The organism is Achromobacter sp. F4_2707 (assembly GCF_047501535.1).
In the GTDB taxonomy this organism is placed as follows: Bacteria; Pseudomonadota; Gammaproteobacteria; order Burkholderiales; family Burkholderiaceae_B; genus Yanghanlia.
Genome location: NZ_JAZDRJ010000003.1, coordinates 271,394 through 281,961, shown reverse-complemented (window position 1 = coordinate 281,961; position 10,568 = coordinate 271,394). Strand labels below are relative to the sequence as shown.

Here is a 10,568-nt window from a genome sequence, read left to right as displayed (position 1 = left end):
GCATAAATATAGATAAAAAACCTAAACCTCATCATGAAAAACTCACTACAACACATTGTTTTAATTAATATTATTCCTTTTTTATAACAACCACACTTTTAAAGCAGCGCCAAATAAGAGAACGTCATGCTATCCAATGTGTAAACACAATAAGAAATTGGTATCTAAATATAATTTCATTTGCTTAACAAATGCGTAAAACACATAATTGAACCGCAGTCGAGGTGCACGAGTTGTTGCGGTTCGTATTGCCTGTAATCCCGACTGTTTCCAAAGTAGGTTTTCACAAATCAAGTAGGCCTCTGAAGGAGCAAGTCATGAAACAACGTAAAGTTTCGCTAGTTATTAGCGGGGTGGGTGCAGCCCTTGCGTTAGCTTTGAGCGGTCCCGCTCTCGCGGGAAATAAGGGTGGCCAGCACGGCGGCGGCGACAAAAACACAACTACGCCGACCCAGCAGAACGTCGACAACAAGCACTTCACGTTCACCAAAGTTTTCACCGCAACCCATAATGATCATTCGACATCCCAGTCATTCAGGGTCGGAGACATCTCTGTGGACATCGCTGTCGCATCCACATCGCTTACGGGCCATGTGTATGGCAATCACTCCGACGGGATCCGTGGAAACACAGGTGGTGCCGGGGGGGTTGCGGGTAACGGTGCAAACGGCGGTAGCGGTGGAGCGGCCACCAATAACAGCCTCGGCACGGGTTCGGCAACTGTGGGTGGCGGTGGTGCCGGCGGTCATGCCCTGGGCCTGGGTGTAGGTATCAGTAGCGCGGAAAGTGGTGGCAACGATGCCAATAACGGCGCTGCTTCGGGTCCTGGTAACTCGCACAAATCTCACTCGAAAGGCAGCACGGGCTCAGGTTCAGGCTGGGCTAACGCGTCGAGCTCGTCAACCTCCGGCGATGCAGGGGGCACGGGCGGCGGTAATGCTGGCGGCGACGGCGGTTGGGGTGGTATGGCAAAATCCGGCTCCGTTCTGGCCATGGCAACTAGCGGTAACGGCGCAATGGGCGGTTCGGGTGGCTCGGCCAACGGCGGTGCAGCAGGTAGCTTTGTCGCCGCGAATACTATCTCCAACAGTGCGTTCGCCGGCGGGGCCGGTATCATGAATGTCAGCCAAAACATGGGCGAGAACTCCCTCGTTCAACAAGGCGTGACGGTTCAGGGCAACCTCAACTTCTGACATTGTTGCAGTGATGTCGTAGCTCGTTACCCAGGATATGTGTCCAACCCGGCGCTATCCTGGGAACGCTCACAGCGTTTCATACGCTAGGAGGCGATGATGAACCGGCAGCATTTACTTGCGGCAGTTTTTCTACAAGTTGCACCCGCGTTTGTTTTTGCCGCACCGCCTCATGCCGTAGCCGATCCGGTCCAGGTGAGTGCCTTCGGAGTGCCTGTTATGGACACAAAGCTCTCCGAATATCGCGGCGCCCGCAATATCTCTTTCAACGAACAGCACACAGATGGCCAACTTTATGACAACCAGTCAATCAACACGGTTTCTGGTCATAACGTGGTATCGGGCGATGCATTTTCTAGCATGAATGGGTTCTCGACCGTTATCCAGAACTCTGGAAATAACGTTCTTATTCAGAGCTCAACAATCGTGAACGTGCAGGTGCAATAGGTGGCCGTCATGAAAGTAAGTTGGCTGGCGACACTCTTGATGTTTTTCCTCGTCGGCGCCGTGCAGGCTGGCAACGTATTTCTGCCAGCCCTGGGCGGCCTTACCGTCTCACAGGTGAAAAGCATACAAGAACGAGCATTTAGTCGGACCGTCCGCCAACAATATGATTTCAGCTGTGGCTCTGCCGCGCTCGCCACACTGCTGACTTATCAGTACAACGACCCGGTCAGTGAACAAGAGGTCTTCATCAGTATGTGGGACCATGGCGACCAGGAAAAAATCCAGCAGGAAGGTTTTTCTCTCCTGGATATCAAGCGGTATCTTGATGCTCGTGGTTACGAAGCCAACGGATACGAGGTGCCACTGGATAAGCTGATTGAAAACAAGGTCCCCGCCATCATGCTGATCAGCGATCATGGTTACAACCATTTTGTGGTGGTGAAAGGCATTGATCACGAACGTGTGCTGGTAGGTGACCCTTCAAGTGGGGCAAGGGTGATCCCCCGTAAACGTTTCGAAGAAATTCTCGTCACCCCAATCGTGTTTGTAATCACCAGTCACAGCGAAAACGTAGTATTCAACGGGCGCACAGATTGGCAAACCCGGCCCCTGGCATCGCTTGGTGCGGCGATGTCAGCAGCAAGACTGGCGCAGGCAACGATCTTCAATGCTCGCAAGCCAGGCTTGTTCTAAGGCGGTATATGGCAGGAGACGTCATATGTTTACATTTTCTCGTGGTTGCAGTGCCGTGCTTGCGTTGGCGGCCGGCACACTCATACTTCACGGCCCCGCACAGGCCAATTCTTTCAATGAGCTCCATGCGGTCGACGACCAAACTCTGGATGAGATCCGCGGCGGATTCTCGGTGGCGTACGACTACGGCCAATTAAGAATGGCACTGAGTTTCAGCCGGGCCATTATGATTCAAGAAATCTTAGGGCCTCTAACGGGACAGCCAGCGAATGTCCCCGGAGAACAAACTGCAGTTTCCGGCCCTCCGCCGGCGGCTATCGTTCAGTCAGGAACGAACAACACGGTCAGCCCGCCCGCTATAGCTAACCTGTCTGGCGGGGTGATCAGTGCGGTGATTCAAAACAACTTAGATAACCAGGCCATCAGGAACTTCAACACGGTGAACATCACCGTTACTAGCAAAGCCTTATCACAGGCCTTGTCCGTCCAGACTTTTGCCCAGGGAGCATTTCTGCGGTTTTTACGCTAAGCGGCAGTGTCCTAGCCTAGCGCGTCCACTTAGGCGAGTAGGCAACAAAACAGATTATAAAAACGTCCAATTAAAGGCGAGCGCTCATGAAGGTCAAACAAGTATTACCTAATACAACACTTCTGGCCCTTTGTTTTGCAGCGTTACCGGCCCATGCTCAGGAGGAGGAGGCCACGATTCAGCGGCTTGAGCAACGGCTATACGAACAACAGCAAATGCTGGATCAAACGCGCGAAAGCCTTGAGCGGCTAAGAATGCGGCTCCAGGTTCCGGGTGGCCCGGCCTACGGCCCTGGGCCCACCGGACCCCAGGGCGCTGAAGCCCGCCCCGTGCAAGCAGACTACCAGAATACTGTTCAAGAACCCGTGGGGCAGGCACCCACCCACACACAAGAGGAAGATGCCGCAAAAGTCGCTCCCATCCTGGATCAACCGGGCATTTTGACGCCGCGGGGCCGGTTCACACTCGAACCCTCAATCCAGTACGACTATTCGTCTAACAACCAGGTCAACCTGATAGGCTTCAGCGTTCTACCAGCAATTCTGATCGGTTTGATTGATGTTCGTGAAGTCGATACGTCAACTGTAATGGCCTCGGTGTCTGTTCGCTATGGGTTGACTAACCGTCTGGAACTCAACGCCAAAATTCCCTACGTTTACTCTTCTCAAGACACCATCATGCGTCCGCTGACCGAAGGTGCGTCGAATAATGAAGTGTTCAGCAGTTCCGGCGGCGGAATAGGGGACGTGGAAGTAGGGGTGCGCTACCAGTTCAACGACGGTGGCCCCAACCGGCCTTATTACATTGGGTCTTTGACCGCAGTGCTACCAACAGGGAAGGGGCCGTTCGACATTTCCTACGCGACCGACAGTACGTACCCGGGTGGAATGCCTGTACCGGAAGAACAACCCACCGGCAGCGGCTTCTACGCGCTGGACGCGGGCATTTTGGCAATATACCCCTCAGACCCGGTCGTGTTTTTCGGCGGTTTGAATTACACCTGGCGCCCATCACAGAACGTCGATAAGACAATCGGCGCGATGAGGATCGGGGATGTCGACCCAGGGGATTCCATCAAAGCGAACTTTGGCATGGGTATGTCATTGAACGAGAAGTCCTCACTTAGTTTGGGGTATCAACATACTTACATCAGGCCAACAAAGTACGACGGCAACTCAGCGGCGGATTCTCCGTCTATCCAAGTCGGGCAGTTCCTGGTCGGGTTTGGATATCAGCTGAGCCCCAAGACCAACGTCAACCTGACCTTGGGAATTGGAGTGACACGCTACGCACCCGACGCTCAGGTTATCTTACGGATTCCGATCTCGTTCTAGAAAGAAAACTCGCCACCCGTGGTTAGAAAGACTGTGGTGGCGAGTTCGTATTAATAACAGTCTACGTACGCCGCAAATCACTGACTTTACATAATGCACATTATGCGTACTTTGTAACTGCAATGCCAGATCCAACAACACGTACACGACGCCGATTACAAGAGCCGTCGCCACTGGAGTCTGCCTGTGTAACGGAAAGCTTGAGGCCCCTGTTTTACATAGCTTAACCGCGCTATCTGTCCCTGACCGCCTCTTAACCCAGAGACCAAACCCAAACACTAAAGTACCGAGTATAGTGATCCACTGAACCGGCAACTACCGATTCTTGATCGCGTGTTTCGTTTCTCGATTCACCAGCCACTAGCCACAGTTCTGTTTGTTGAACAGGCAAGACGCCAGGCGCAGTGGCGCCACACAGGAGAAGTTCATGAGCGACAGCAAATCCAATTCAAACAAGGGTTCTACAACGGGCTGGGGAGCGCCGGCAGTCAGCGATCGCAACAGTCTTACAGTCGGCCCCGATGGCCCGCTCCTGCTTCATGATGTTCACTTTCTTGAGCAGATGGCGCACTTCAACCGTGAAAAAGTTCCCGAGCGCCAGCCTCACGCCAAGGGCGCGGGCGCGTTTGGCGTCTTTGAAACCACCGAGGACGTTTCCGCTTACACCAAAGCGGCGCTCTTCCAACCTGGCGCCAAAACAGACATGCTGGCGCGCTTTTCCACTGTGGCCGGCGAATCCGGCAGCCCGGACACCTGGCGTGACGTACGAGGCTTCTCACTCAAGTTCTACACCAGTGAAGGCAACTACGATCTGGTCGGCAACAACACCCCTATTTTCTTTGTCCGCGACCCAATGAAGTTCCCCCACTTCATCCGCAGCCAGAAACGCCTGCCCGACTCTGGGCTGCGTGACAACCATATGCAGTGGGATTTCTGGACCCTCAACCCTGAAACCGCGCATCAGGTAACGTATTTGATGGGTGAACGCGGCCTGCCCCGCACGTGGCGCCACATGAACGGCTATGGCTCCCACACTTATATGTGGGTGAACGCCAAAGGCGAACGGTTCTGGGTGAAATACCACTTCCATACCAACCAGGGCATGGAGTTCTTCACCAACGATGAAGCCAAGAATATGGCCGGCCTGGATGCCGACTATCATCGGCGCGATCTCTTCGAGGCGATTGCCAAGGGCGACCACCCTAGCTGGACGCTGTCGGTTCAGATCATGCCCTACGCAGACGCTAAAACCTACCGTTTCAACCCCTTTGATCTGACCAAGACGTGGCCACATGCCGACTACCCGCTCATCAAAGTCGGCACTATGACCCTCAATCACAACCCTGACAACTTTTTCGCTGAAATCGAACAAGCGGCATTTTCACCCGGTAATGTTGTACCGGGCATCGGGCTGTCACCAGACAAAATGCTGTTGGGCCGTGCTTTTGCGTATAACGACGCGCAGCGAAATCGTATTGGCACGAATTTCCATCAGCTTCCAGTGAACCGGCCGCGCATCCCCCTGAATACCTATATGTTCGACGGCCAGATGGCTTATGAACACAGCGCCGGCCAACCCGTGTATGCGCCCAACTCTGAAGGTCGTCCATGGTCGGATCAGACCGGCCGCGTCGATGACGGCTGGGAAATCGACGGCGAAATGGTGCGCGCGGCTTATACCTTACGACCCGATGATGACGATTTCTCACAACCGGGTACGCTGGTGCGTGAAGTCTTCAACGACGCCCAACGCGACAGCTTGGTCGAAACTGTGGCAGGCGCTTTGCTGGGAGGGGTTCGCAGCCCCGTTCTGGAACGCGCTTTTGATTACTGGAAGAGCATCGACGCCGATGTGGGACGCCGAATTGAGGAAAAAGTGCGTTCGGGCAAGGCGCCTGAGCCGCCTGCAGGCATGAGTGAAGCGTAGTTTTCCGGTAGTTTTCCTATGTATACCAAGGAGTGCATCACATGACTAAATACAAAGTCGGCTATCTTGTCGGAAGTCTTTCAAGCACCTCCATCAATCGTTTGCTTGCGAAGGCGCTGGTCAGGTTAGCGCCGGACGAACTTGAACTGGTAGAGATCCCCATCCGCGACCTCCCCCTTTATAGCCAGGACTACGATGAGGACTACCCACCCGTAGCGCGAGCGTTCAAACAGGCGATTGCAGAAGTGGATGCCATTCTTTTCGTCACGCCCGAATACAACCGCAGCATACCGGGCGGCTTGAAGAACGCCATCGACTGGGCCACCCGACCTTGGGGCAGGAATTCTTTCACGCGCAAACCTTCGGCCGTGATCGGCACATCACCAGGCTCGATCGGCACTGCACTGGCCCAGGCTCAACTGCGCAATGTCATGTGTTTCTGTAATTCCCCATTGCTCAACACTGTAGAAGCCTATATTCAGTTCCAGCCCGGCCTCATCACAGAAGACGGCCAAGTTACCAACGAAAAAACGGAACAGTTCCTGAGCAACTACATGAAGGAATTCCATACCTTCATCGTTCGGGTTCTTACCGTGTTGCCACGCGAACCTTAGTGCCCCGGACAGGCAAGCACAGCCCGCGCAGGAGAATTTCAAACTTGCCGGGCTAGTGCTGCGCCCTGCTCCACTCGTTCCGGTTCACCTCCTGGTGCAATGCCAGGATATCGTCAGGCCAGGTGCTTTTGATATAAGCCAGTACGGTGATAATTTCTTCATCCGACAATATGCTGGCATAGGCCGGCATATCGCTTTCATACCCCTCCGGGGCCGTGCGCCCGGGCACCATACCATTGCGAGTGATGTCGAAAAGAACGGAATCAGGATGGTGCCACGTGTGGCCCGAAGCGTCGTGCGGGGGCGCAGGCAAGCGGCCATTGGCGCCGCGCTCGCGCCAGTTTGGGGTCTGTCCCTCCAACTTCGAACCATGGCAGGCGGCGCAGTAGCTGACATACAGACTGCGGCCATAGGCCACGTGGTGGGTATCGCTCGGGTCGATATAAAAACCACGAGGCTGTGATACCGAGTGGTAGACATCCTTGCCTATCCATAGCAGGGTCAGGGCGACCATGGTGATAATGCCGAATGCCAGACTTCTGAAATTCATAAGTGCACGCAGTATATTTTTCAATTACACGATACGTTGCCCGTACCCGGTCATGGCTGTTTTTTTGCGTTTTCCATGGAAACAAAAAGGAATACGCGGCGGTGTTATGATGAGCAGAACTTGTCTCGAACAGGAGTAGCAGCGTGAAAGGTTTTGTACAAGATATTGAAAAGCTCACCGTCGAAAACGACAACTTCCGCAAGGTGCTGTATACCGGCAAGCATATGCAGCTTGTCCTCATGACGCTCCAGGCCGGAGAAGAAATCGGCGCTGAAGTTCACGAAGGGCACGATCAGTTCTTCCGTATCGAAGAAGGCAAAGGCCAGGTCATTATTGATGACAACACCTACGATATCGAAGACGACGATGCCATCATCGTCCCAGCCGGTGCCCGTCACAACGTTATCAATACAGGCAGTACGCCTTTGCGTCTCTACACCCTGTATGGCCCGCCGGAGCACCGCGAAGGTGTGCTGCACGCCACCAAGGCCGATGAAAAAGAAGAGCACTTCGACGGCACAACCACCGAATAGCGCTTCTTGGCCCTGCTTTATAAAAACTCCGGCTTTTGCCGGAGTTTTTTATTGTGGCGTCAGTTCATGCTACGTTCAATCTCGCGAGAACGGCCGCCCCTGAAAGTCGACCGTCACAAGGTTACCGTCCATCGGACCCATTCCCGGTGAGTTCACCGGCATGCCCGGCGCCGACACGCCTTTCACAGAAGGGTCCAGCAACATTTTTCGTACCGCATTGGCGGGCACGTGGCCTTCGATAATCTGCCCGGTACTGTCTACTTTCGCGGTATGGCAGGAGGCCAAGGTCATGGGCACCCCATGCGCCTGCTTCACCGAATACATATCCCGAGAAAGAATCACCTTCACGTCGTAGCCGTTATCGCGCATATGCTGGGCCCACCCCCCGCAGCACCCGCAGTTGGGGTCCTGATGCATGGTGATGGACGGGGTGTCGGCCATGGCCTGCGGCCCTATGGCCATCATGCCAAGCGCCATTGCTGCAAGTGTTTTCTTCATGGTGATCAAATCCTGAATTCAAATTTGCTCGAAGCGATCGTAGTGTCGCTCATCGTGGATTTCCTGGCTTTCTATTTCATCTACACGAGCGGCCGGCGGCCCCACTCGCAGCCAGGAAAGCATTTCGTCAATGCGATCGTGGGGGCCTTGCAGCAAAGCTTCCACCGACCCATCATCCAGGTTGCGGACCCACCCTGCTACGCCCAGGCTGTGCGCTTGGCGAACCGTGGCCATGCGGAAGCCAACCCCTTGGACTTTTCCCATAACACGCACGGACAAAGTTTCGACATCAGTTTCAGGAGCAAGTTTCTTCATACAGCCATTTATTCGCTTGTGGCCTGACCAGGCCAAGGATAATCAAGTATGCGCTCGATCGACAGCTGGCGCCTGCCCGCGCCGATAGAGATTCAGCGCCGTATCGATAATGCCCACATGGCTGAACGCTTGCGGGAAGTTGCCCAGCATGCGCTGATCATGTGGATCGTATTGTTCTGAAAGCAGGCCGACATCGTTACATAGACTGACCAAGCGTTCAAACAAGGCCTGCGCCTTGGCGTACCGCCCTTGCAAAACATAAACATCAGCCAGCCAGAATGAGCATGCCAGAAATACGCCCTCTCCCGGCGGCAGACCGTCTACGCCTGTTTCAGTTTCGTACCTCAATAGTAACCCGTCGCGCATCAGTCGCTGTTCAATGGCCTGGATTGTGCCCTCCACGCGCGGATCGTCCGGCGGAAGAAAACCCGTCAGCACAATATGCAGCAAACTGGCATCCAGCGCTTTCGACCCATAATGCTGAACGAAAGTGTTGCGCTGGGCGTCATAGCCTTTAGCGCATACTTCCTGATGAATTTCATCCGCGATACGGCGGCATTTCTGGGCAAAGCGGCGGGCGTTGCTCATGGTGGCTGCGACCGTGGCAATACGGTCGAACGCCACCCAGGCCATGACTTTAGAGTGCACGAAATGCTGGCGCTCAGCACGAATTTCCCATATGCCTTCGTCTGGTTCCCGCCAAGCTTTTTCCAGAAACGGCACAATCACCTGCGTAATGGCCTCGATGCGTGAATGTGGCGGCAAATGGCCCCGTATGGCCTGCACCATGGCATCCGCAACCTCGCCATAGATATCCAATTGCCTTTGGTTGGCAGCGGCGTTACCTATGCGCACAGGCTGTGAACCTTCATAGCCACACAGCCAAGGCAACTCATATTCCGGTAAGTCACGCTCGCCGGCCAAACCATACATAATTTGCATTTGATCGGGGCTGCCCGCTACCGATCGCGTCAGCCAGTTGCGCCAGGCGGCCGCTTCTTCAAAATAACCCAGGTTCATGAAGGCCATCAGCGTCATGGTGGCGTCGCGCAACCAGCAGTAACGGTAATCCCAGTTGCGCTTGCCTCCCAATTGCTCAGGCAAGGACGTGGTCGGCGCCGCAACAATGCCTCCCGTTGGTTGGTAAGTCAGGGCCTTGAGGGTGATGAGCGAGCGCTTGACCATGGACGTCCATGGGCCGACATCAGGGCAACGATCAGAAAATTCGCGCCAAAAATAGTTGGTGCTGGTCAGGGCGGCCCCCAGTTCGTAGGGCTCGCTCACGTGCTCGTGCGAAGGCTGGTGGGAAAGCGTGAAACTTTTGCGCTGGCCCGCGTGCACGATAAAGCGTGCCGAACTATGTTGATCGCGCGAAGTGATGGGAACCGTCGTGCGAAACACCAGCATGTCAGGGCCGGCCACGGCGGTATAACACCCTTCCCCATGGCGTTCCAACCAGGGAACCACGCGCCCGTAGCCAAAACGGATGACGAGATCCATATTGAATTCCACCCGCCCTTCCAGCCCCACCACCAGGCGTGCCACGCTTGAGTGCGCCGGGGTGGTCGGCATGAAATCAATTAGCTTAGCCACCCCGGTATCTGTTTCGAAAATCGTTTCAAGGATGAGGGTGCCGTCTTCGTAAGCGCGCCGGATTCCTCGTATCTGCCCTTCTGGCGTGATACGCCAGCAACCATTGTCCGGCGTGCCGAGTAAAGCAGAAAAACAGGCAGCCGAATCAAAGCGCGGAAAACACAGCCAGTCGATGGAGCCTTCACGGGAAACAAGCGCCGCAGTCCGGCAATTTCCGAGCATGGCGTACTCTTCTATCTTGGGAGCCATGGCTTCTTTTCCTTTTTGATTAAAATCATCCTGATTTTCGTGTTATTACTTACCATGAATGATTCAGCTAGCCGCAGGGCACAGGCCTTGCGG

12 protein-coding genes are annotated in these 10,568 nt (G+C 54.6%); 8 read left to right on the top strand and 4 right to left on the bottom strand.

Annotated features, from left to right (window positions below; genetic code table 11):
• The first annotated feature begins 317 nt into the window (after positions 1-317).
• The 7 genes from VRY85_RS04955 (at position 318) to VRY85_RS04925 (ending at position 6,737) form a co-directional block, all read left to right on the top strand.
• Positions 318-1,193 carry a hypothetical protein gene (locus VRY85_RS04955; protein WP_414597486.1) on the top strand — a complete coding sequence of 292 codons (876 nt, stop codon included), beginning with the start codon at positions 318-320 and terminating at the stop codon, positions 1,191-1,193.
• Positions 1,194-1,289: 96 nt separating this feature from the next.
• Positions 1,290-1,640, top strand: coding sequence for a hypothetical protein (locus VRY85_RS04950; RefSeq protein WP_414597485.1), 351 nt, complete (start codon positions 1,290-1,292; stop codon positions 1,638-1,640).
• A 9-nt stretch (positions 1,641-1,649) separates the two neighbouring features.
• On the top strand, positions 1,650-2,333 hold the full coding sequence (locus tag VRY85_RS04945) for a C39 family peptidase (RefSeq protein ID WP_414597484.1): 684 nt from the start codon (positions 1,650-1,652) through the stop codon (positions 2,331-2,333).
• 25 nt (positions 2,334-2,358) lie between these two features.
• Positions 2,359-2,862, top strand: a complete 504-nt coding sequence (locus tag VRY85_RS04940; RefSeq protein WP_414597483.1) for a hypothetical protein — start codon at positions 2,359-2,361, stop codon at positions 2,860-2,862.
• Between the two features lie 86 nt (positions 2,863-2,948).
• Positions 2,949-4,196, top strand: coding sequence for a transporter (locus tag VRY85_RS04935; protein ID WP_414597482.1), 1,248 nt, complete (start codon positions 2,949-2,951; stop codon positions 4,194-4,196).
• A gap of 427 nt (positions 4,197-4,623) precedes the next feature.
• Positions 4,624-6,123, top strand: coding sequence for a catalase (locus VRY85_RS04930; RefSeq protein WP_414597481.1), 1,500 nt, complete (start codon positions 4,624-4,626; stop codon positions 6,121-6,123).
• Between the two features lie 41 nt (positions 6,124-6,164).
• Positions 6,165-6,737 carry an NADPH-dependent FMN reductase gene (locus VRY85_RS04925; RefSeq protein WP_414597480.1) on the top strand — a complete coding sequence of 191 codons (573 nt, stop codon included), beginning with the start codon at positions 6,165-6,167 and terminating at the stop codon, positions 6,735-6,737.
• Positions 6,738-6,789: 52 nt separating this feature from the next.
• On the opposite strand, the gene VRY85_RS04920 is transcribed toward VRY85_RS04925, so the two are convergent.
• Positions 6,790-7,251 carry a c-type cytochrome gene (locus VRY85_RS04920; RefSeq protein ID WP_414597506.1) on the bottom strand — a complete coding sequence of 154 codons (462 nt, stop codon included), beginning with the start codon at positions 7,249-7,251 and terminating at the stop codon, positions 6,790-6,792.
• Positions 7,252-7,430: 179 nt separating this feature from the next.
• On the opposite strand from VRY85_RS04920, the gene VRY85_RS04915 reads away from it, so the two are divergent.
• A complete protein-coding gene (locus VRY85_RS04915) occupies positions 7,431-7,820 on the top strand; it encodes a cupin domain-containing protein (RefSeq protein WP_414597479.1) in 390 nt (129 codons plus the stop codon).
• A 75-nt stretch (positions 7,821-7,895) separates the two neighbouring features.
• Here the strand turns inward: VRY85_RS04915 and VRY85_RS04910 are convergent, their stop codons facing one another.
• The 3 genes from VRY85_RS04910 to VRY85_RS04900 are packed head-to-tail and all read right to left on the bottom strand — an operon-like array spanning position 7,896 to position 10,475.
• Complete coding sequence (locus VRY85_RS04910; protein WP_414597478.1) at positions 7,896-8,318, bottom strand: DUF411 domain-containing protein; 423 nt, start codon at positions 8,316-8,318, stop codon at positions 7,896-7,898.
• An 18-nt stretch (positions 8,319-8,336) separates the two neighbouring features.
• The gene (locus VRY85_RS04905; protein WP_414597477.1) at positions 8,337-8,633 is read right to left on the bottom strand and encodes an acylphosphatase; all 297 of its coding nucleotides are present in this window, start codon (positions 8,631-8,633) and stop codon (positions 8,337-8,339) included.
• Positions 8,634-8,675: 42 nt separating this feature from the next.
• Positions 8,676-10,475 (bottom strand): glycoside hydrolase family 15 protein, encoded by a 1,800-nt coding sequence (locus tag VRY85_RS04900; RefSeq protein ID WP_414597476.1) that lies wholly within the window; start codon positions 10,473-10,475, stop codon positions 8,676-8,678.
• Between the last annotated feature and the right edge of the window lie 93 nt (positions 10,476-10,568).

Coding starts and splice junctions, on each gene's coding strand:
- VRY85_RS04955 (WP_414597486.1), top strand. CDS start 318: ATGAAACAACGTAAAGTTTCGCTAGTTATTAGCGGGGTGGGTGCAGCC.
- VRY85_RS04950 (WP_414597485.1), top strand. CDS start 1,290: ATGATGAACCGGCAGCATTTACTTGCGGCAGTTTTTCTACAAGTTGCA.
- VRY85_RS04945 (WP_414597484.1), top strand. CDS start 1,650: ATGAAAGTAAGTTGGCTGGCGACACTCTTGATGTTTTTCCTCGTCGGC.
- VRY85_RS04940 (WP_414597483.1), top strand. CDS start 2,359: ATGTTTACATTTTCTCGTGGTTGCAGTGCCGTGCTTGCGTTGGCGGCC.
- VRY85_RS04935 (WP_414597482.1), top strand. CDS start 2,949: ATGAAGGTCAAACAAGTATTACCTAATACAACACTTCTGGCCCTTTGT.
- VRY85_RS04930 (WP_414597481.1), top strand. CDS start 4,624: ATGAGCGACAGCAAATCCAATTCAAACAAGGGTTCTACAACGGGCTGG.
- VRY85_RS04925 (WP_414597480.1), top strand. CDS start 6,165: ATGACTAAATACAAAGTCGGCTATCTTGTCGGAAGTCTTTCAAGCACC.
- VRY85_RS04920 (WP_414597506.1), bottom strand. CDS start 7,251: ATGGTCGCCCTGACCCTGCTATGGATAGGCAAGGATGTCTACCACTCG.
- VRY85_RS04910 (WP_414597478.1), bottom strand. CDS start 8,318: ATGAAGAAAACACTTGCAGCAATGGCGCTTGGCATGATGGCCATAGGG.
- VRY85_RS04905 (WP_414597477.1), bottom strand. CDS start 8,633: ATGAAGAAACTTGCTCCTGAAACTGATGTCGAAACTTTGTCCGTGCGT.
- VRY85_RS04900 (WP_414597476.1), bottom strand. CDS start 10,475: ATGGCTCCCAAGATAGAAGAGTACGCCATGCTCGGAAATTGCCGGACT.